Annotated in this window: 17 protein-coding genes and 2 rRNA genes; 4 read left to right on the top strand and 15 right to left on the bottom strand. The window is 32.4% G+C overall.

Translation table 4 applies throughout. The features are described 5' to 3' along the window. Positions 1–3 precede the first annotated feature (3 nt). From EXC34_RS01130 to EXC34_RS01105, 6 genes are all read right to left on the bottom strand, one after another. Complete coding sequence (locus EXC34_RS01130; protein ID WP_129687562.1) at positions 4–753, bottom strand: F0F1 ATP synthase subunit A; 750 nt, start codon at positions 751–753, stop codon at positions 4–6. Next, positions 740–1,156, bottom strand: a complete 417-nt coding sequence (locus tag EXC34_RS01125; protein ID WP_129687561.1) for a hypothetical protein — start codon at positions 1,154–1,156, stop codon at positions 740–742. Before EXC34_RS01125 ends, EXC34_RS01130 begins: the two co-directional genes overlap by 14 nt. Positions 1,157–1,346: 190 nt before the next feature. Next, positions 1,347–4,229 (bottom strand): 23S ribosomal RNA (locus tag EXC34_RS01120). Between the two features lie 307 nt (positions 4,230–4,536). Beyond that, a 16S ribosomal RNA gene (locus tag EXC34_RS01115) occupies positions 4,537–6,051 on the bottom strand. The 16S and 23S rRNA genes sit together here, the layout of an rRNA operon. 231 nt (positions 6,052–6,282) lie before the next feature. Further along, a complete protein-coding gene (locus EXC34_RS01110; protein WP_129687560.1) occupies positions 6,283–6,852 on the bottom strand; it encodes a nitroreductase family protein in 570 nt (189 codons plus the stop codon). A 15-nt stretch (positions 6,853–6,867) separates the two neighbouring features. After that, positions 6,868–7,287 (bottom strand): MarR family winged helix-turn-helix transcriptional regulator, encoded by a 420-nt coding sequence (locus EXC34_RS01105; protein WP_129687559.1) that lies wholly within the window; start codon positions 7,285–7,287, stop codon positions 6,868–6,870. Positions 7,288–7,637: 350 nt separating this feature from the next. Here EXC34_RS01105 and EXC34_RS01100 point away from each other — a divergent pair, with 350 nt between their 5' ends. Then, positions 7,638–8,030, top strand: a complete 393-nt coding sequence (locus EXC34_RS01100; RefSeq protein WP_129687558.1) for a DUF4190 domain-containing protein — start codon at positions 7,638–7,640, stop codon at positions 8,028–8,030. A 92-nt stretch (positions 8,031–8,122) separates the two neighbouring features. On the opposite strand, the gene EXC34_RS01095 is transcribed toward EXC34_RS01100, so the two are convergent. After that, entirely contained in the window at positions 8,123–8,725 is a 603-nt protein-coding gene (locus EXC34_RS01095; protein WP_129687557.1) for an FMN-dependent NADH-azoreductase, read from the bottom strand. 81 nt (positions 8,726–8,806) lie between these two features. On the opposite strand from EXC34_RS01095, the gene EXC34_RS01090 reads away from it, so the two are divergent. Then, a complete protein-coding gene (locus EXC34_RS01090) occupies positions 8,807–9,544 on the top strand; it encodes a nuclease-related domain-containing protein (protein ID WP_129687556.1) in 738 nt (245 codons plus the stop codon). A 292-nt stretch (positions 9,545–9,836) separates the two neighbouring features. Next, entirely contained in the window at positions 9,837–10,343 is a 507-nt protein-coding gene (locus EXC34_RS01085) for a SprT-like domain-containing protein (protein ID WP_129687555.1), read from the top strand. Positions 10,344–10,366: 23 nt separating this feature from the next. Here the strand turns inward: EXC34_RS01085 and mgtA are convergent, their stop codons facing one another. Both mgtA and EXC34_RS01075 read right to left on the bottom strand, forming a co-directional pair. Next, entirely contained in the window at positions 10,367–13,069 is a 2,703-nt protein-coding gene (gene mgtA, locus EXC34_RS01080; RefSeq protein WP_129687554.1) for a magnesium-translocating P-type ATPase, read from the bottom strand. A 164-nt stretch (positions 13,070–13,233) separates the two neighbouring features. Then, entirely contained in the window at positions 13,234–14,682 is a 1,449-nt protein-coding gene (locus EXC34_RS01075) for an exonuclease/endonuclease/phosphatase family protein (protein ID WP_129687553.1), read from the bottom strand. A 227-nt stretch (positions 14,683–14,909) separates the two neighbouring features. Between EXC34_RS01075 and EXC34_RS01070 the strand changes: the two genes are divergently transcribed. Then, the gene (locus EXC34_RS01070) at positions 14,910–15,995 is read left to right on the top strand and encodes a M42 family metallopeptidase (protein ID WP_129687552.1); all 1,086 of its coding nucleotides are present in this window, start codon (positions 14,910–14,912) and stop codon (positions 15,993–15,995) included. 51 nt (positions 15,996–16,046) lie between these two features. On the opposite strand, the gene EXC34_RS01065 is transcribed toward EXC34_RS01070, so the two are convergent. The 6 genes from EXC34_RS01065 to EXC34_RS01040 all read right to left on the bottom strand — a co-directional run bounded on the left by EXC34_RS01065 (position 16,047) and on the right by EXC34_RS01040 (position 22,594). Next, entirely contained in the window at positions 16,047–17,267 is a 1,221-nt protein-coding gene (locus tag EXC34_RS01065) for an endonuclease (protein ID WP_129687551.1), read from the bottom strand. Continuing rightward, on the bottom strand, positions 17,267–17,905 hold the full coding sequence (locus tag EXC34_RS01060; RefSeq protein WP_129687550.1) for a lipoprotein 17-related variable surface protein: 639 nt from the start codon (positions 17,903–17,905) through the stop codon (positions 17,267–17,269). The genes EXC34_RS01065 and EXC34_RS01060 overlap by 1 nt, the downstream gene beginning before the upstream one ends. Before the next feature lie 90 nt (positions 17,906–17,995). Beyond that, positions 17,996–19,582: a type 2 periplasmic-binding domain-containing protein gene (locus EXC34_RS01055; protein ID WP_129687549.1), complete on the bottom strand. Its 1,587-nt coding sequence runs from the start codon at positions 19,580–19,582 to the stop codon at positions 17,996–17,998. Beyond that, a complete protein-coding gene (locus tag EXC34_RS01050; RefSeq protein ID WP_129687548.1) occupies positions 19,572–20,396 on the bottom strand; it encodes an ABC transporter permease in 825 nt (274 codons plus the stop codon). Before EXC34_RS01050 ends, EXC34_RS01055 begins: the two co-directional genes overlap by 11 nt. Continuing rightward, complete coding sequence (locus EXC34_RS01045) at positions 20,389–21,234, bottom strand: ABC transporter permease (protein ID WP_129687547.1); 846 nt, start codon at positions 21,232–21,234, stop codon at positions 20,389–20,391. The genes EXC34_RS01050 and EXC34_RS01045 overlap by 8 nt, the downstream gene beginning before the upstream one ends. Then, the gene (locus EXC34_RS01040; protein WP_129687546.1) at positions 21,224–22,594 is read right to left on the bottom strand and encodes an ABC transporter ATP-binding protein; all 1,371 of its coding nucleotides are present in this window, start codon (positions 22,592–22,594) and stop codon (positions 21,224–21,226) included. Before EXC34_RS01040 ends, EXC34_RS01045 begins: the two co-directional genes overlap by 11 nt. Between the last annotated feature and the right edge of the window lie 291 nt (positions 22,595–22,885).

The following is a 22,885-nucleotide window of genomic DNA, read 5'->3' as shown; positions in this document are numbered from 1 at the left end:
CTCCTAATAAATACCTTTATTTAAAGATATTACTTTTCTTTTTGATTTATTGTGTTTTTTTGGCAAATTATTATCCACTTCATTTGTTCAATAAATTGTTGTTAATACTGTAAAAATTAAGGCTTGTACAACTGCTCCAAATACATCAAAAAATAAATGCATTCAAGGTGTTAAAATAACCGAGAAAAAGTAAAGTTGTGGACCTGGGAAAATTAATCCTCATAATCAACCGCCAGCATAATAAGTTGAGGCCATAATAACTGCGCCACCAACTATGTTACCAAACATCCTTAACCCAAGTGAAATTAATGGTGAAAATTGACCAAGAAATTCGGTTGGGTTTTTAACATATCGTAGAAAAAAGTATCATTTTTGGAATCATATTCCAATGACATAAATACCAAAAAAGGTAATTGCTCCAAGCGTTAGAGTTATCGAATATGATGATGCGATAGGGTCGATTCCTATTAAACCAAGCATATTCCCAACAAGTAAAAATGTTGTAACAGAAAAGATATAAAAACGAGCTGAAGGAAGTTTTCCTCCTGATACATCATCGTAATTATTATCAATTAATTGAACATAAGATTCAGCTACTAAAATTGTTTTACTAGGTGCTTTATCTGGTTTAGATTCTCTTTTGATTTTTATAAAAACAACAAGTGAAATTATAAAAATAATTAGAATAGTGACAAATAAAGATAATAATTGTGGCTGATTTCAAGTCCAAAATCCATCTTTAATTTTTTGCATATACCTCCTTTTTTTCTTTTATTAAAGCTACGATAAATATCGATATAGGGATGTTTACTAAACCAAAAATGTAACAAAAAACATTAATTGGACTGAACATAATTTGATTATATCCATTGAAATACTTATTAATTCACAAAATGGCACCTAATGGTAAACCAACGAATGCAAGTGTAAATATTAATCCAGTAAAGGCAACAACATAGCCCTTAAATTTAGTAGACATAATTTTATAAAAAACAGTTACTTTAAATAAAAATAGCAAAAATGATATATTTGCTCCAATTACGTATCCAAAAATCAATGAAGAGCTATGAATAATTGCCACTAAAAATGCAACACTAAATATAGAAAAAATTATTCAGTGAATTTTTATTATTTTGGCAATAAATTTTTGCTTCATAAACTCCTAATTAATTATATTTTAAATACAAAGTTATTTTATAACTTTAACAAACTAATAAAAGAAAAATTATCTAAATTTTCTATAGTTTTGCTTGCAAAAAAAGCAATAAAAAAACTGCCTAAGCAGCGTGTTCTCTGAAAACTGAATAGTAATTTTTAAATTCATTGAAATGTATTAAATACACATTACTTTTAAACCTATCGATTTATTAGTACTGGTCAGCTCAACATGTCGCCATGCTTACACATCCAGCCTATCAACCTTGTAGTCTTCAAGGAATCTCAAGGGAATACTAATCTCTGAGGAGGCTTCCCACTTAGATGCTTTCAGCGGTTATCCTTTCCGTACTTAGCTACCCAGCTATGCTCCTGGCGGAACAACTGGAACACCAGCGGTACGTCCGTTTCGGTCCTCTCGTACTAAAAACGGCTCTCATCAATATTCCAACGCCCACATCAGATAGGGACCGAACTGTCTCACGACGTTCTGAACCCAGCTCGCGTACCGCTTTAATGGGCGAACAGCCCAACCCTTGGAACCGACTCCAGCTCCAGGATGCGATGAGCCGACATCGAGGTGCCAAACCTTGCCGTCGATGTGATCTCTTGGGCAAGATAAGCCTGTTATCCCCAGGGTAACTTTTATCCGTTGAGCGACTGCCATTCCACAATGTACAGCCGGATCACTAAGTCCTGCTTTCGCACCTGCTCGACTTGTAAGTCTCACAGTCAAGCACACTTCTACCTTTGCGCTCTGCATACGGTTTCTGACCGTATTGAGTGTACCTTTGAACGCCTCCGTTACTCTTTAGGAGGCGACCGCCCCAGTCAAACTACCCACCACGCACTGTCCTCCTACCCGATCAGGGTAGCAAGTTAAGAAACTCAATATAACAAGGGTGGTATTTCAAGGTTGACTCCACTAGAACTAGCGTCCTAGCTTCAAAGTCTCCCACCTATCCTACACATGTTAGACCAAATTTCAATACGAAGTTGTAGTAAAGCTCCATGGGGTCTTTTCGTCTTGATGCGGGTACCCAGCGTTTTCACTGGGACCATAATTTCACCGAGTCTAGTGTTGAGACAGTTGAGAGATCATTGCGCCTTTCGTGCAGGTCAGTATTTAGCCGACAAGGAATTTCGCTACCTTAGGACCGTTATAGTTACGGCCGCCGTTCACCCGGGCTTCATTTCAACGCTTCGCATAAGCTAACGCATCCACTTAACCTTCGGGCACTGGGCAGGCTTCACCCCCTATACATCACCTTGCGGTTTAGCAGAGAGCTGTGTTTTTGATAAACAGTTGCCCCTCATAATTTTCTGTGGCTCACTTGCGTGAGCACCCCTTCTTGCGAACTTACGGGGTCATTTTGCAGAGTTCCTTAACACTAGTTTTCTCGCTCGCCTTAGAATACTCATCTTGGGGACGTGTGTCCGTTCTCGGTACAGGTTTCCATAATATTAAGTTTAGAAGCTTTTCTAGGAAGTATGAAATCAACTAATTCAGCTAAAGCCTATGCGTCATAGCTTCCGGTTAATGAATTGCGCATTTTACTACAATTCCCAGTAACTATTTGCCCCTCAATCCAGTAAGAGGTAAGCCTATCCTTCTCCGTCACTCCATCACTATTATAGAAAGTACAGGAATATTAACCTGTTGTCCATCGACTACGCGTTTCCGCCTCGCCTTAGGTCCTGACTTACCCTGGGTGGACGAACCTTGCCCAGGAAACCTTCCCCAATAGGCGTCGTAGATTCTCACTACGAATCGTTACTCATACCGGCATTCTCACTTCTTAGCGCTCCACCAGTCCTCACGGTCTGACTTCACCGCCCTAAGAACGCTCCTCTAACGTACATAAATGTACCCGTGGCTTCGGTTTCGTGTTTTAGTCCCGTTAAATTGTTGGCGCAGGGTCTCTTGACTAGTGAGCTATTACGCACTCTTTAAAAGATGGCTGCTTCTAAGCCAACTTCCTAGTTGTTTATGAAACCCCACAACCTTTCTCACTTAACACGAATTTGGGACCTTAGCCGACGATCTGGGTTGTTTCCCTCGCGAGCCGGGACGTTAGCACCCCGGTTCCGACTGCATGGCAATCCATAATGGTATTCAGAGTTTGATTATAGTCAGTACCGCTAGGCGCGGCCATTCCACATTCAGTGCTTTACCACCATTACTTAACACCACACGCTAGCCCTAAAGCTATTTCGAGGAGAACCAGCTATCTCCAAGTTCGATTGGAATTTCTCCGCTATTCACAAGTCATCCGGGCACTTTTCAGCGTACTACGGTTCGGCCCTCCACTTGGTGTTATCCAAGCTTCAGCCTGCTCATGAATAGATCACCTGGTTTCGGGTGTATGCCATCATACTTAACGCCCTATTAAGACTCGATTTCTCTACGGCTCCGCTTTTTTCCGCTTAACCTTGCATGATAACATAACTCGCCGGTCCATACTGCAAGATGTACGCCATCACCCTTAAATGGGCTCTGACTAATTGTAAGTAAGTGGTTTCAGAATCTATTTCACTCCCCTCTCGGGGTTCTTTTCACCTTTCCCTCACGGTACTAGTTCACTATCGGTGTCTGGTTAGTATTTAGCCTTACCGGGTGGTCCCGGCAGATTCAGACAGGGTTTCACGTGCCCCGCCCTACTCAGGATACAGTCAAGAGATTTAATGATTTCGCGTACAGGAGTATCACCCTCTATGCTACATTTTCCCAAATGTTTCTGCTATCATTAAATTTTGTAACTCTATGTAGACTGTCCTACAACCCCACTTTAAAGTGGTTTGGGCTGTTTCTCGTTCGCTCGCCGCTACTAAAGAAATCATTATTTATTTTCTGTTCCTCATGCTACTAAGATGTTTCAGTTCACATGGTGTCTCGCTCGACTTGCTATGTATTCACAAGAAGGCAACTAGGCATTACCCTAGTTAGGTTTCCCCATTCGGAAATCCCCGTTTCGTAGCTTATATCCAGCTCCACGAGGCTTATCGCAGGTAATCACGTCCTTCATCGACTTCCAGACCCAAGGCATCCACCACAAACTCTTACTTATTTAAAAGTATGTCCTTAATTTATTAAATTAAGATTTCCTATTGTTATGATGTGTATTTTAAGACATTTCAATGAATCATATAATTAATATGATTACTCGATGAATCAATACGAATAAACCAAATTTATTCATTTTTTGATGTCGTTGTAATATTTTAAAATATTTACTATTCAGTTTTCAAAGAACAATTGAGAGAATTGTTCCCTCAAAACTAGATATACACTTGGGACCTAACCAAGCCATGACGATAAATAATAATAGTAGGTCTGAAAAATAAGGTTAATGCTAATTAAATTAGCTTTGTACTCCGTAGAAAGGAGGTAATCCATCCCCACGTTCTCGTAGGGATACCTTGTTACGACTTAACCCCAGTCACCAGTCCTGCCTTAGGCAGTTTGTTAATAAACCGACTTCGGGCATTACCAGCTCCCATGGTTTGACGGGCGGTGTGTACAAGACCCGAGAACGTATTCACCGTAGCGTAGCTGATCTACGATTACTAGCGATTCCGACTTCATGGAGTCGAGTTGCAGACTCCAATCCGAACTGAGACCGGCTTTTTGTGGTTTGCTCACTGTCACCAGGTTGCTTCACTTTGTACCGGCCATTGTAGCACGTGTGTGGCCCCACTCGTAAGAGGCATGATGATTTGACGTCGTCCCCACCTTCCTCCCGATTACTCGGGCAGTCTCCCTAGAGTGCTCAACTGAATGTTAGTAACTAAGGATAAGGGTTGCGCTCGTTGCAGGACTTAACCGAACATCTCACGACACGAGCTGACGACAACCATGCACCATCTGTCATTCTGTTAACCTCCACTATATCTCTATAGCTTTGCAGAAGATGTCAAGAGTGGGTAAGGTTCTACGCGTATCTTCAAATTAAACCACATGCTCCACCGCTTGTGCGGGTCCCCGTCAATTCCTTTAAGTTTTATTCTTGCGAACGTACTACTCAGGCGGATCATTTAATGCGTTAGCTGCGCCGATGAGTTCCCCATCAGCTAATGATCAACGTTTAGGGCGTGGACTACCAGGGTATCTAATCCTGTTTGCTCCCCACGCTTTCGTCTCTCAGTGTCAGTGTATGTCCAGTTAGCTGCCTTCGCCATGTTGGTGTTCTTCCTTATATCTACGCATTTCACCGCTTCACAAGGAATTCCGCTAACCTCTACATAACTCTAGTCTGCCAGTATCCAACGCGGTTTGGGGTTGAGCCCCAAAATTTAACGCCAGACTTAACAAACAACCTACAGACGCTTTACGCCCAATAATTCCGGATAACGCTTGCAACCTATGTATTACCGCGGCTGCTGGCACATAGTTAGCCGTTGCTTTCTAATAAGGTACATTCAATATAGTGGCATTTCCTACACTATTTTTTATTCCCTTACCACAGCAGTTTACAACCCATAGGGCCTTCATCCTGCACGCTGTGTCGCTCCATCAGACTTTCGTCCATTGTGGAATATTCCCTACTGCTGCCTCCCGTAGGAGTCTGGGCCGTATCTCAGTCCCAGTGTGGCGGATCAGTCTCTCAACCCCGCTAAACATCATCGCCTTGGTGGGCCGTTACCTCACCAACTAGCTAATGTTGCGCACCCCGCTCCTCCAGCGACGCTTTAAGGCGTCTTTTCCGTAAATGCCATGCGGCATCTACGAGTATTTGGAATTATCGGTTGTTTCCAACCGCTATGCCAAACTGAAGGGTACGTTGAGTACGTGTTACTCACCCATTCGCCGCTAAGTGATAAATCACTTCGCTCGACATGCATGTATTAGGCACACAGCCAGCGTTCATCCTGAGCCAGGATCAAACTCTCGAAAAAATTGACTTCGTCATGTTTATATATCTAGTTTTCAAAGAACAATTGCAACATCTACAATTAAGTTGCTTAACTATGATAACACTTTTATTAAAAATAAAAATATTTTTTTGAAATTTTTTTGCATTGTTAAAAATTCAGCAAAGAACATTAAATGATTTTAAAATAAATAAAATAAAATACTTAATATAATAATTAATATTAATAAAAAAACAGGTATACCTGCTTTAGACATTAAGCAACAATAACTCTATTAACAATAGGTTCTTCTTGTTTTGGTTCAACTTCTTTTTCAATTCCGCCAAATGGCATTTGCGCAACTAAAACAAAATTTTCTGGTAATCCTAATAATTCTTGTAACTTTTTATCAATAACCGGGTTGTAGTGTTGTAGTGTTGCTCCAATATTAAGTTCTCTCAACATTGACCAAATAGATATTTGTAATGCACCGTTTGTTTGATTTGCTCAAATTGGGAAATTATCTGCATATAAACTAAACGCGTTTTGCATATTTTCGATAGTATTTTTGTCATAATAAAATAGAATTGTTCCAGCTCCAGCCTTAAATGAATCAATTTTATCGCGGGCTACTTTACCACCATATGCCTCGTAAATTGCATCTCAAATTTGTTCATGTTTTTCATTAAAAGCAACTACTACGCGTGAGCTTCTCATATTAAATGCGTCTGGAACTAGTTCAGTTAATTCTTTGATTTTTTCAACAATAATATCTTTTGAAGTCTCAAGTTTTTTATTTATTAAATAGTATGATCTTCTTATTGATAGTGATGTAATGATACTCATAGTTTTTTCTCCTATTTAATTGATTTCAATTTTGTTCAATAGATATAACAATTGTTTTTTTTCATCTTCAGATAAATTTTTGAATGAGTTTTTAATTATTGACTTATTTATAGGTAGCAATCTGCTAATAACCTCTCGACCCTCGTTAGTTAGTTGTAATTTTGACATTCGCTTGTCGCAAGGGACACAAACCCTTTTAATAAGATTAGCTTTCTCTAGATTATTAATTATTATGGGTATGGTGCCAACACTACTGCAAATTAAATCTCTAACTTGAGATATACACATCTCCCCCTGAGAATATAATACCTCAAGAACCATAAATTGGCTTAAGGTTATTTTGTTTTCTAATGCAATCTTATTGATTTTTTTATCAAACGAAGTAACTAAATTTTGCAACGATTCGCGGATACCTGATTCTAAATTTTGACTCATTTACACTCCAAAATATCTAATTAGATTATATCTATATAGACATAATATCACATTTTTTAAAGCAGCTAAAAAAAATTTATAAATTATAAAAATTTAAAGGGCGCAAGAAAATAATCCACCTAGATAAAAAACAATATCCAATTTAACATAAATTTATTAACTATTTTTACATTATAAAATAAGGTATTTATTACAAGACTAAATTCGAAAGACACTAATTTTATATTGAAATTGGTAATTTATAGAATTATCATTAAATTAACAGTAATGAAAATCTCTTACAGCAACACAAAACACTAGAGTATAATTTTTAACACAAAAAAATGTTTTAATAATATATAGGAGCTTTAATGAATTTTTATTTTTGTGAGTCATGCGATAAAAAATTTACTGAAAATATTGTAAATTGTCCTGATTGTAATGCAGCTTTAAAAGAAAAAACTAGTGAGCAAAACATTATGAGCAGTAATAACCAAAGCGAACAGAAACCAGTAAGTAACGATTCTAATGGGCTAGCAATTGCTGGGTTAGTTTTATCAGTCATTGGTTTTTCAGTGATTGGTCTTATTCTTTCGTGTTTAGGATATTCTTCATCTAAAAAAAGAAATGATAATGGCAAGTCTCTTGCGCTTGCAGGCATTATTATTTCATCTATCAGTATTGCAATTAGTGTTATTTTAGTTTTTCTTTGAATTGGTGGTACGGCAGCGGGAATCGTTTTAGCATCAACAGGAAAAATATAATGATAAAGGCAAATGCCTTTATTTTTTATAAAATTCATAAACTAAAATAACTTAATAGAAAAAGCGCCCAATGAGGGCACTTTTTAAAATTATTAATAATTTATTGAATTTACTATTTCAATTAGTTTTGATTGATTTTCGTCAATTATTTGTTCATGAGTTTTTGAAGAATTAGGTTCAACTTTATTTCCTGCCACAAGTAATGTTTCAATTTGATTAGCGCCAAAAAAGTCAAAAATTCCCCGTAAATTTTCAATGAAATTTCCAAATGGATATCAACCTTCTGGAGCTCCTTGTGTTCCTAAAATAATAACTTTTAAATTATCTAGCAAACCAATTGAACCATTCTTTTTACTATATTTATATGAAAATGTTTTATTCGCAACCGCAACTGAATCTATAAAGTTTTTGATACCTGCAGAATAGTTAAAGTTAACCATCGGGCTTGAGATAACTAAAACATTAGTTTCCTTTAAAATATCTATTCAATGATCTGAGTTGGTTTCTGTAAAAAATTCACTAAAATTATTTGCATTTAACGATGTATGTTGAAACTCTGAATTTGACGTGTTCAATTGATTTAATGTTGAATTAGGAAATTTTTTCATTAATAATTTAACAACTTCATTGTTCAGTTTTTCTGACAATGAATCTTTGTTGACGCTTCCTATAACTGAAAATATTTGGATTGACATTTTACCTCCTAATTAATATAAATTTATTATAAACTATAAAATATATTTTTAAGAAATTATCTAATTAATTATAATTAAACTATGAATAAAATATTGAGTGATATTAATAATAAAACATCTAATAATTGAGAAATTTATCCTATCAGTAAAAATATGATTTTTGGAATTACTTTAGGGATAATCTTGATGGTATTGGTATTTACTTTGATAATATCATTATCAATATTTTTTGCCTTAAGACAAAGACGAAAAGATACTTTAGGATTTAAATTCGAAGAAAACGTAAATAGATTATTAGAAAATTATGCTGCTAATTCAAATTACAAATTTATAAAGGGTTCAAAATTTAGTTATGGAGGCGAACAACAGTTTGAAATAGATGGTTTGCTTTATTGTGACAAATTTATTATTATTGTTGAATCAAAATATTTCCAAGGCAATATTGAAGGAGATAGTAATAATCGTTTCATTTATGTTGTTAATGACAATAAAAAAGCAAAGTTTGCTAACCCTTTACACCAAAATTTGCGCCACATTGAACATTTTAATAAAATGTGTGGCTTTAAAATTCCAACATTTTCACTATTATTTTTACCAACACAAGCTAATTACAATTTGCAAGGAAAACAAGAGTGGTCAATTGTAGTAAATACTGACAATTTTGAAACAATTTTAAATGATGTTTATAACCAATTGTCAAGTTCACCTTCTATTGATACAGATAAAATTAAAAATATGCTCGAAATAATTAAAGTTAATAAAGTTAAATCCCTAAAAGAAATCAAAAAATGAGAACAAGGATTAAAACAAAATGAGTAGTGAATTCGTAAAGTTTTACTCTCATAACAACGATAAATATAGATTGTTATATAAAAAACGAAATTCTCACGCGTGCTACAAATATGTAACTTGTTTACATATTGTCATATATGAATTAAATAAAGTCATATTAGTAAATTACTGCACTGAAAAAAGTATTGAAAATTTATTGCAAAATATTACAAGTACTTTTAGAAATCAAATTAATATTGTTAGAGGCATCGTGCCATTTTTGAGTTTGAGAACCCACAAAAAAATGTTTATTTTAGGCACGGAATATGATGCGAAAATTTTGTTTCTAAATAAAAAGTCAACTAAACCGCTGATTGATTTTGAGAATAAAAAAGTTACATTTTTTTTACCAAAATCAATTGAAAATAAATTGAAAACGCAAAATAAACAAGTTATTGAAATAATGACCAATTACTTAGAGTTGATAATTAAAAACACACATGAATCTATTGAAGAAAAAATAAATAGAAAAATACCATATATGATAAAGTCTCTAAATGGTGCGTATGGCAAATATATACATAGTTTGCAAGATGTAGAAGCATTCACAAACAAAGAGGATTTTAAAAATATTATTTACTATACAAAATATTTATTTTTTTATCCTGAAGCTAAAATTAAACACACAATCGAGCATGAATTTGCACATTTTATAACTTGGGAGCAAAATCGCATTGGCGGTCATGGCCCTGTATTTCGAAATACACTAACAAATTTATGTAGCGATTTTAAAGAACATGAAAAAGTCAAGAAATTATATTATGGTTGATTTATTGAGGAATATTAAAACACGCCTGCGCGTGTTTTAAATTAAAGAAGTTCTTTATATTTGCGAATAAATAGCGACTTAACAATAAGTGTTAAAGTTACATATAAAACTATTAAGCCGAAAAGCATTAAGTAGAACCAAGGATTTAATTGTTGAACCTTAATTGCGCCATTTAATCAAGGGATAAATGGGCTAACTGTAATTAATATTGAACCCAATATTGAAAATAATAATAGTGGAAGAGCTGGACGAGATTGAATAAATGGAATTTTCTCAGTTCGTATAAAATGAATTATCAAACTTTGCGTTCACATTGAGATTATAAATCAGCCAGTTTGGAATAATGTCATAAATTCAGCTGAATCAACATTTAAGCTCGGATACAACTGTGCAATAAAAACATAGCGCAGTAATATGAACCCTAAAACATCAACAATTGATGAAACAGGACCAAATCACAACATAAATCGAGTAATTGACTTAGGATTCCATTTTCGAGGTTTTAAAAGCAGTTCTTTATCAACATTATCTCATGGAATTGAACCACAGGAAATATCGTAAACTAAATTTAAGAATAATATTTGAACTGCTAACATTGGAACAAATGGCAGCATTATTGAAGCAATCAATATACTAATTATGTTGCCAAAATTACTTGCAACAGTCATTTTAATGTATTTATTCATATTAGCATACGTTTTACGGCCTTCAATTATGCCGGTAGCTAATACATTTAAATCTTTTTCAAGCAGTATGATATTCGCGCTTTCTTTTGCAATGTCTACTGCTGTGTCAACTGAAATTGACACATCAGCAGCTTTCATTGCTGGGGCATCATTAATTCCATCACCCATATAGCCAACTACATGACCTTTATTACGCAAGGCAGTAATAATTTGTGCTTTTTGATCGGGTGATAATTTTGCGAAAATATTGTATTTATTTACTAATTCTTCTAAATCAGGTGTTGATAAGTTTTCAATATCTTTGCCAAGAATAACTTTATCAGCATCTAGACCAACTTGGGCGCAAATTGCTTTTGTTACTCTAGCATTATCCCCAGTTAGTATCTTAACCTCAACACCTAATTTATGCAAGTTTTCAATTGCAGATGCAGTTGATTCTTTTGGCGGATCTAAAAAGGCAAGATAACCAATTAAAATCATTTTTGATTCATCTGCAACACCAAATTTACCAACTTGTGATTCATCAACATCTTTTCTTGCAACCGCAATTACACGCATACCTTGGTCATTAAGCTTGTCAACGTGTTTTATAACTTTATCAATAGTTTTTTGATCTAGTTCCTTAACATCATCTTCGATTTCAATATGACTACAAACAGAAATCATTTCTTCAACGGCGCCTTTAGTAATAACTTGAATTTTTGTTTTGTCTTTAACAACAACTGACATCCGTTTTCTTTCGAAATCAAAGGGGATTTCGTCAACTTTTACATAACTTGAATCAAGTTTTCTTAATTGTTCATCAACAACACTTAATTCATCAGTTTTATCAATAATTGACAAGTCCAAAATATTTTTTAAACCAGTTTGAAAATAAGAATTTAAAAAACCGTATTTTAAAACTTTATTATTGTCTTTTCCAGATACATCAATGTGGCGCTCTAAAACAATTTCATCTAGGGTTAGTGTTCCTGTTTTATCGGTACAAAAAACATCCATTGCCCCAAAATTTTGAATTGAATTTAACGACTTAATTATTGTTTTTTTCTTTGACATTATTACCGCGCCCTTGGCAAGCGTTGATGTAATAATCATTGGCAGCATTTCGGGGGTTAGTCCTACAACCACTGAAATTGCGAATAAAAATGCTTCAAGTCATTTATTATTGCCTGAAATTTGCCCTTTAATACCTATTATTAAAAAGACAATTGGCACAATAATCATCATAATTCTGATAAGCAATTTTGAAATTGAACTTACACCTTTTTCAAAATCAGTTTTAATTGGTTTGGCATTAATTTTTTGAACAACTTGGCCAATATAAGTTTGATTACCAGTAGCAACAACAATTGCTGTTGCCGATCCTGAAATAACGTTTGAACCCATGAATGCTAAATTATGATAATCAACTAGATTTTCATATTCATATTTAGGTACAAGATTGGCTAATTTTTCAATTGCATGACTTTCTCCAGTTAAAGATGACTGAGAAACAAAAAGGTCTTTGGCACTTAATATTCTTAGATCAGCTGGAATAATATCTCCAGCAGCGAGTGTAACAATATCACCAACTACAATTTCTTCAAGCGGTATTTCGTAAAATATGCCACCTCTTTTTACTCTTGCTGTTGTGGATATCATTTTTATTAGTTTTTCTGATGAAGATGAAGATCTTACTTCTTCAACTAGATGCAATGTACCACTAATAATGACCATTGACAAAATAATAACCATTGTTGCTGGCTCGGCATTTTTGCCACTATGCAAAGGCAAAATAATGTCAGTAATCATTGAAATTATTGATAAAACAATCAAAATTATTGAAAAAGGATTGAAAAATGACGAAACAATTTTGTGCCAAAGTGTGTTTGCTGATTTTTTATCCAATTTGTTTGAGCCATACAACTCTTTGTTTTCGGCAATAATTTCATCATTTTGCAAACCTTTTGAAGATGAATTATATTCTTTATAAAGCGAAATACTAGAGGAATTGGCTGCATTAATAATTCTTTGTTTTACTGCTTCGTTAGTGTTATTTTGCTTCACTTTTTTTGCCATAATACCTCCTTAAATTTCAATTCGGTTTTTACTTAATAAACTATTTATGAATTCAAAAAGTAAATATTAATTTATTAATTAAATGATAGCAAAATTTTTGCTTTCACTTGTATTTTGCTTTAAAAATATAAAAACTAGGCATGCCTAGTAATTAATAAATATGGTTAGTCTGCTCAATATTGAATTGGCTTATTTCAAGATAGATTTTGTCCATAATATGAAAAGACATTTTTATTGTAAACTACAATAACTTGTTCTTGTTGTAGTTTTCCAAATCTTTTTGAATTAATATAATGTTCATCAATCTTTGTATATTTTTGTTCTTGAACTGCAATTTCATAATGATTTGGCAAATATTTTTTAAGAGTTTTTGCTGCAGTTTCGCCCGCGCCATCATTTATTTCTGTTAACGCGATGGCATCGAAACCAGCCTTTTGAATTGTTGCAGTAATAGCTCTTGTTTTTGCAATGGAATCTTGGTTGTCATCATTTCCACTATAATTCAAAATATTTCAATGACCAATTCTTATTGTGTTTTTATTTTTACCTAAGTTTTGATTTGTTTTTAATTTATCGCCAACATTTGAAGTTGAAATATTGAAACTATTTTCAATATCTGTCAATACAGGGGCATGATCAGAGATTTTGTTCCTAATAATTGAATGACCTGAGTTCGACTTGGCGTCATAAGAAAAATTCAATTCTTGTTTGGAGATTATATGATCAAATGTTCTGAAAATGTTAATTTTAAAAGGTTTGTGATTATTTTCCACTACTGTTGGATTAAATGAATTCTTATCGTTATTAATAAACATCATTTTGTCATATTGGTGTGAATAATTACCAGTTCTACCTAGAGAAGTTAAAAATGTTTCCTTATATTTTCATTTATCAGCTAAATTTTCCTTAGTAGAAAGGGTTGACTCGATTCTATTATTCAATATTTCATTTATTAAAAAATAATTCTCATTTTTTATATTAGTATCTCCACCATAGATTATAAAATCATCATTTGTTGGAGTTGACAATACTTCTTTTAGTGCCAAAAATTCACTAACTTCTTGTGCTCCCTGACTTCGGATTCTTCGATACTTACTTCGTAAACTCGATGAAGCTTCAGGTTCTGATGATCCTTTATTATCTGGACTATCAAGGTGATTTGCTCACAAACCAATGGTTTTATTTGTATTATTTAAATGTAATTTAACATAATAAGGAACACGCACAAAATGTGTTTTACCTTCAACATATTTTGGTTGTCAAATATCTTTTTTTAGTTGTTCTCAAGCTTGATTATCAATTGGTTTAGGGGTATTTGTATTACCAGGATTGTTTGTTGCAGGCGGCTGTGGGGTTGGGTTTGTTTGAGTTGGAGGAGTTATTGTGCCTGGCTCTGTAGTTGTTGGTGGTTTTGGATTTCCTGGTTTTTGAGTTCCTGGATTTTTTGCAGGAGGCTTTGGTGCACTAGGATCAGTTTTTTTATTCGGATTTTGGTTATCATTTTTTTGAGGATTTTTAGTTTGATTTTGAGCCCCAAAATTTACGCAAGATACTGCCAATAATGGGAAAAATATTGAACTTATCATAGGGACAATAAAACGTGGTTTTTTCATTTTAATCTTCTCCTTATTTAATAAAGATCATATGAATGCAAAACAATTATAATATTTATTTAAATATCAACTCAAAAAGCACTTGATTTGGCAATAATTTTATGAAATATTCGCCAAAATATGAAACATTATCGCATATATGGTTAATAAAAGAATCTTATTTTAAAATTTGCTATCATTTAATATTATTGTACTTAACCAATATAAAAATAGAAAGGCTTATATAAATGAATAATTTTAAAGAAATTTCAGACCGTTTAAAACAATACATGGAAATTGAAGCAATGAGTAGATATGAAGAACCAGTTGCTCAAGCTTTAAAGAACAATATTAAGTCAGATAACTTTGAATTTAGTCGTGATGGATTTGGTTCTTTAATCATTACAAATAAACAATCTGACCCCAATGCACCAGTTATTATGATTGCTGCGCACATGGATGAAGTTGGATATTTTGTAAGAAATATTGAAGATAATGGTAACTTGCTTGTTGCACCGGTTGGCGGAATTTGACCAGTTACAGTTATTGGCACCAAATGTAAAATTGTCACAAATAAAGACAACAAAGAAATTTTAGGAATTTTTGGCCACACTTCAATTCATATTTTAGAAGATGAAAAAGTTAAAAAAGCCCCAACCAATAAAGAACTTTATGTTGATGCAGGATTTAAAACTAGACAAGAAGCAATCGACTTTGGTATTGAAGCAGGCGATAGAGTTTATATGTCAGGCGAATCATTTGATATGCCAAACAATCTAGTTGCGGGTAAAGCAATGGATAATAGAGCAGGCGTAACTGTTATTGACTTTTTAGCAAACAATATTAAAGATTTAAATTTACCAAATAAAACATATATTGTTGGAACAGTTCAAGAAGAAGTCGGATTAAGAGGCGCAAAAACAGCTAGTTCAATAATTGACGCAGATGTCGCAATTGCAATTGATACTTGTGCTAGTCACGACACCACAGGAGCTATAAAAGGTGGCACAAAACTTGGCGATGGTGTTGCATTACTTGTTAAAGATGGTGGTTTGTTAACTAACCCTAAATTTACAGAAATGCTAATGTCATTAGCACGCAAACACAATATCCCTGCTTATAAATATATTTCAGAAGGTGGCGGAAATGATGCGACAGCCCTACAATATGGTAAGGGTGGAGTTCCTGCAATAACATTTTCATTGCCACAAAGATATTTACACTCACCAATTGGTGTTTGTTCAATTGTTGATATTAAAGCCGCTATTGATTTAGCAACCGAATTTGTTAAATTCTTTAATGCTGAAAAAGCAAAAGAATTAAAACACAATTAATTAAAAATTACCAATTTATTCATTTTTAAAAAGAATTGGTAATTTTTTATTTTATTCAATACCGACTAATATGCCATGATCAACAAATGGTGTGTTAGTGTTTTTTCAAATTAAATCAGCAAGCTGAGGATAATCTGTAAATGGGTTTCTAAGACCATTATCATATGCTTTATCTATTTCATTATTTCTGTCAATATCAAACATATCAATAACGTCTTTATTATTTCAAGCAATATATGTATCTAAATAATTCTTAGATATGAATGGAAATACTCCTAAATATGTATCCCCAAGCATACCTTCAACTAGTTTATTATTATGAGTAATTGCAAAATACATTAAAGCTCTAGCAACATCGCCTTTAAATTCGTCGATAGGTTCAGATACATTTGCGCTAGTTTTTGTTCCATTTAGTGAAACCTTAGCATTTTTACCCGCAATTCCAAATGAACTATTTCCACGCGCATTATTTACATATTTATCTGTTGGTCAAACAAAGTGGGCATCTGTGCGAACATCTTGATCTTTTGCAAATCAAGATTGAGGTACAAGATGTTCTCTATTATACATTTCACCCTCTTGATTTTTTCTTCCTCGAACAGCTTTACCCTCATCGCCTGATAAATCTTTTCCATGTCTATTGTTAAAATCAAATGAATATGGATCTTTTCCTTTAGGATTTTCAGAGTAGATATCTAAAAGAGTATTGTCTTTTTCATAATATTTATCAAGGAATGCTTTTGTATAAATATCATAAAGTTCAGTGTATCTAGAATAACCTTTTTCTTTTCCTCTTTGAACATGTTGGCTTCATTTTTGAGCTTGTAATTTAATTAAAGCATTTAATAATTCTTGTCCTTTCAAATTATTAAGTGGCTTATAATAATCACTTTTTTTGTAAATTAATTTTTTACCTTTGTATTCAATTTTAGTCTTTGTTTGAATATATTCCATATCCAAAATTGTACTTTGAATATCGCTTATTAAATTTGTGTGAATATCTCTTACAACATAAAAAACTTTTATCTTATCACCTTCAGGATTTATACTTTTTATTCTAATTTCAGTATTGATATCAGAACCATTAATTTTTATGTATTTTTCACTTGTAAAATCAACTAAATTTACATCATCTCTAACTTCTTTTGCAATAGCTTTTAATGTTATTAATTTTGCTTTTTCATTCATTTTTGAATTGGATTGGGAACATGAAACACTTACTAATGAACTCAAAATCGTAACAGATGAAATGGGCAATAAAAGTTTTTTCATTAATGAACCTCTTTTTCCGGGAATTTAATAATATATTCAAATTCACCAATATTTTTTGCATTTGATTTATATGATAATTTATATTTGATTGTTATAGTTCTATTTTCATCATCTGTTTTAAAATCAATAATTTCATTTTTCAAATCTACTAATTCATTTGAATTTAAACCAGTTTTTGAATAGTTAATTTTCATATCTTCAACAAGAAAGGTTGAGGGATCTTCTCATTTTAGATATTCAAAATTTTCTGCTTCATAATTATTTACCTCAAAATAAATTTTTGAGTTAAAGTCACTATTATTTAAAGATTTCTTAAAACCATCTATTGTGATTGTTTGATTTTTAATTTCTCCATTAGTTTTAGTAGCCTCTAGTTCAACAACTAAAATACCTTTTGCAGCATCTTTTTTAATTTCTTTAATCTTAACTTCTTTATAAATAGTGTCATTATATTGAGTTTTTATATCTTTTTCATTTATATCATCAAGTGTGAAGTCGACTCTGTTGTTGAAATTAATATTATTTATTGTGATTCGTAATTGGTTATTAACTTGTTGTTTTGCACATGAAACAACACTCAGAGGCATCGAGCTAATTGCAATTGTGCTTATTGTATTTTTGATTATTTTTAGATTCATTTTAATCCTTTTTTATTTGTTTAACATATTATTATAATGGATTATGTGAACTTGCTCAAAAACAAAAAAAACCTCGTGCGAGGTTTTAAATTATTTTTTAGTAACTTTATTTCAGTATGTATTAATGTTTGTTGAAGTTTTTTGGTCAGTTGGCTCAATAGCTTTGTGAATAACTTTGTATTTTAATTTTTCACTTTGAGTAGCTGGGTTAAATAATGTGTAATTATCTTTAATTTCATACAAGTTAGTTACATATGATTTTTCAAATTCACTTAAATCAGAAAAGTAATTTTTAGCTACATAATCATAAAGTCTTTTGACCGTAGGTGTATAGTTAACGTTGTCAAAATTAATATAGCTTGATGTTTCTTCAAATTTTTCCAATGCTTTTTCAGGATAATCTACTTGAAGACCATCAGAGACTGCATCAACATATGTATTAATTAACTTGTCATAATCTGATTCTTCAACATCTGCATTTTTAGCCATCACTAAACCATCAACAAGTAGTAAATTAGATTTAGGGCGAATGAAACGAATTGATCCATTCTTACTTCTTTCTATGTTATCTTCTGAAAAATAAGCATCAAGTGCATCACCATTGTATAAAATAGCTGCCTGAATTTTTGAATTATCTAAATCTGGTTCCACAAGTTGAGTTAGTAAAAATTGTCCATCGCCAATAAAGTTAATATTTTGGTCAGTCAATGAATAATCTAGCGAGTTTTTGATTAATTTTCCAAAATTATCAATCAATTTTACGTATAAATTTGGTTCATCAATTGTGCTTGCTTTACCAGTTATATTTGTATCAAAATATTTGTCTTTGTTGTCATATTCATATGCAGAACCATAAATCATGTTATCTCTAACAGCATCGGTGATGGCAAAACGATTAAAGCCGTTTGATTTTAAAGCTTTTAAAACATCAGTCATGATCACTTCTTTTTGATTATGTTCTTTGCCTCTATTGACACCATTTTCGTAAATGCTATCAATAATTTTTTGGTCAAATTCATACAATTTTTTCTGAATTTCTTCTTCAGTGACTGATTGATTTATTAATTCTTTAACAACTTTGAATGGGTTGTAAGCTATGACCATATCTTGGCTAAAATAAGGAACAAAATAATCATATAAGTGACGTTTTTTACCGTCAATTTCTTCGAATTTTTTGCCATCATAATTAGTTAATAATACATCATCATAGCTTGATATATGGCTTCAAACCAAATCTGTAAAAAGAGATTTTTGAAATTCTCTATATTCCTTTTTATCACGGTATTGCTCGTATGGTAAATTTTTACCTTGTGTATCTTTTGCTCAATTTGGACGATTTTTTTGGTCTTTAATAAATACTTTTAAATAATCTATTTCTTTTAATTTATCACGTCTAATTAATTGAACTGCTTGAGCATCACTACCAATTCCACCAAGTGCCTTACGAGTTAAAATTGCTTTTGTAAACTCGTTTAAAGTGTCAAATTCTTTAAAGTCATAATTGCTAGACAAAATTTCACGCCCAGTATCTGACATATACGATTTATAGTTATAAAAAGTAGGTTTAAAAGGTTTTTTGGCTTTTAGTGCAATCGCAACCGATACAGCACTTAATGAACCAATTGTGCCAAGTGCGATTGCGGATTTTTTTAGGATATTTTTTGTTTTAGTTTGCATTTGTGCCTCCTAAAACTTTTTTAGTTTTTGTCATTTTTGCTTTATATCCAATGTAAATTGCATTACCTATAAAGGTAGCAAAAAGAATTGCAGTGCCAACAACAAGACCTCAAGGTTTAATATTACCTTCGTAAAGTTTTGTCCCTAGTGTTGAAGTATTTGTTGTTGTTTTTAAAATTATAAAGTCGTCAAATGATAAAAATGTAGCAACTAATCCAGCAAAAACAATTGTTGGAATCATGTATACAAAATAAGTTTTAAACCAAGATTGAACTTTTGAATACCCCAAATCTTGACTAGCTTCATAAAGCGAACGCTCAAATTTTTCGCTTCTTGGATACATTAAAGAAATTCCGTAAGGAAGCGCCATAACTGTATGAGCAACGATTCCCCGAATAATTCCTTCACGAACTACTGAAAGCACGCCAAAGAATAAAGTGAATACTAGAACTAGTCCAATAGCTGTAATGTTATCTGGGTTAATAATTGGAATGTTGTTTACTGCTTTTGTTACCAATTCGTATTTTTTATTTTTTTGTCTTCATAGCGCAAAAACTGTAATTAGTGAAATGAAAACAACTAAAATCGAAGTAAAAAAGGCAATAATAATTGAGTTAATCAAGGCAATGTCTCTGCCCTCTGTGAAAAATTCGCTTCATGCTTCAGTTGTAAATCCGTTTCAAGAGGTTGATAAATATCCTTTTTTACTTGGTTTACTAAAGCTAAATACAGCTGCAAAAAATAATGGAATGTATGTTAGTGCAAGAATTAAATAAATGTATGATTTTCTTAAAAAAGTTGTAAATTTATTCATTTTTTACCCCTTTTCTTGATTTTGTAGCCACTAGTCTAATTATTAAACGTGGCACAAAATTAATCATTGCGTAGCAACCAATAAATATTGCACTAACCACCAAAACAAGTACTGAACCAGTTGAAAGTTCATAAGCATTTGATGGGTCAGAATATTGGTTAATTAGTGAACCAACTGTTTGCAGTTGGGCTGGGTTTGGCAATAATTTATCACTAATAACAAAGGTGGTTGCCGATGCTAAAAAGATTAAACTTAATCCTGATAAAATTGCTTTAAAACTGTAAGGAATAACAACTTTAAACAAAGTTTGGAATCTGTTGTAACCTAAATCTGAACTAGCTTCAATGATGTTTTTAGGCATATCTTTAAAAACAGAATAAAGCGGCATTATCATGTATGGTAAGTTAAGGTATGTTAGTGCCAAAATCATGAATCATTCTGAATTTAAGACGTCTTCGTCAAAAATGCTTAGGAAAAATCCTCTAATTGCATAAATTTTAGCAATTGTGAAAATAACCATTGGCGAAAGAATAAGACTCATTGCATAAACTTGCAATATTTTGCTTTTTGTTGTTGCAACAAAATATGCATATGGAAAACCAATTAATAAACACAATATTGATGAAATTACACCAATTCTTAAACTTCTGCCAATAATTACTCAGGTATTAAATTGTTTGATTAATAATGCTGTGTCAAAATTTTCGCGAGGTGTAAAAGCTTGAACAACAATTAAAATCATTGGAAGAACAATCAAAAAGATTGCAATAAACACATATGGTAAAAGTAATAAAAGTTGTTTGTTAAATCCTAATGAACTTTTAAATTTAGTATTCATCAGATGAATAATCTCATTTCGAGTCTTTTGCCATAATGTGAATTGAGTCGATTGTTCAAGAAATTGAAACTTCTTGGTCTAAATCAAATTTTTTAGCAGTTTCAACCAAAATGCTAAAACCGTTTTTAAAGTCAACTTTTAAATAGTAGTAGCTTCCACGGTAAGTAATGTCAACAATTTTGCCAATAAGCCCATTGGTTTTTTTAGTTTCAGATGCATCCATAATATCAATATCTTCTGGACGAATTAAAACGTCAACTTCACTACCAGCAGCAAATTCATCTTCATCATGAATTGTTTTGAATGTTTTATCCATGAATGTAACTGTTGCATCTTCATTAAAAATTGCATTGTAAATGTTTGAAGAACCAATAAAGTTTGCAACTCATTTGTTTACTGGATAGTCATAAATTTGTTTTGGAGTGTCATATTGCTCAATAACACCATCACGCATGATTGCAACTCTATCTGAAAGTTCAAGTGCTTCATCTTGGTCATGAGTAACAAAAATGAATGTGATTCCTAGACGTTGTTGAATATTTCTTAGTAATTTTTGCATTTTTACTCTAATTTTGGCATCAAGCGCACTCAATGGTTCGTCAAGAAGTAAAATTTCAGGCTCAATAACAAGTGAACGAGCAAGTGCAACACGTTGTTTCATACCACCAGATAGTTCATTAATTGCTTTAGTTTCTGAACCTTTTAAGCCAACTAGTTCAACAATTTTAGCAACTTCTTGATTCATTTCTTCTTTAGAAATTCTACGTGTTAGATATTTCTTTTCAAAGTCTTCAGTTTTTGTTGCAACATAGTTTTCTCAGTATGAATAAATAAAGTCAGATCTATCTAAATATTTTTGTCTTCTTTTGTAAGGTAGTGAATTAGGTTTTAATGCTTCCATTTCTAATTCATATCTTGTTTGAAGTTTGTCAAGTTTAGCCATTTCATCATTGGCTTTTTTTGTTCATTGTTTTTGTTTTTCAACTAATAATTTTTCATATTTAGGATTAATTGTTTCTTTAGGTATTCTTTTTAGTGCTAAACCATATTTAATGTTACCTTCAACATTTAAGTTTGGAAAAAGCGCATAATCTTGAAAAATTGTTGATAAATCTCTTTTGTGTGGTGGTAAATCTTTAATGTCCCGGTCGTGAAATTTAATTTCACCCCGAGTTGCTCTTTCAAAACCTGCAATTAATCTTAAAATTGTTGTTTTTCCAGAACCCGAAGGTCCTAATAATGTAATAAATTCACCTTTTTTGATTTCTAAATTAACGTTTTCTAAAACTACTTTGTCTTCGAACTCTTTAACTACTTCTTTAAGCTCGATAACATTGCGAACGTTACGATTTTTTTTCATAGTTCTCTCCTTAGTTTTGTTTGTTTTTTATTAAATTTCTACTAGTAAAACTAGTAATTAACGGAGGAAGCTAAATCAAATATATTTTCGAAGTATTCGCCATAAGAAAAACACAGCGAAGTACAAAATTCGCTTGAAAAAATACTTAATATTTTTCTAGTGTTAAAACCTCTTATGTCTTTCATAATGGAGAATTATAAATTACTTTAAAATTTATATAAAAAAATGAACCTATAAAATTTAAGTGTGTTATGCAAGCAAGCGTGCTTGCATTTTTTAATATCAAACAAG

Source organism: Mycoplasmopsis bovigenitalium, from assembly GCF_900660525.1.
Taxonomy (GTDB): Bacteria; Bacillota_I; Bacilli_A; order Mycoplasmatales; family Metamycoplasmataceae; genus Mycoplasmopsis; species Mycoplasmopsis bovigenitalium.
Note: the sequence above shows the minus strand (reverse complement) of the source record. Positions and strands in the feature narration are given on the sequence as shown.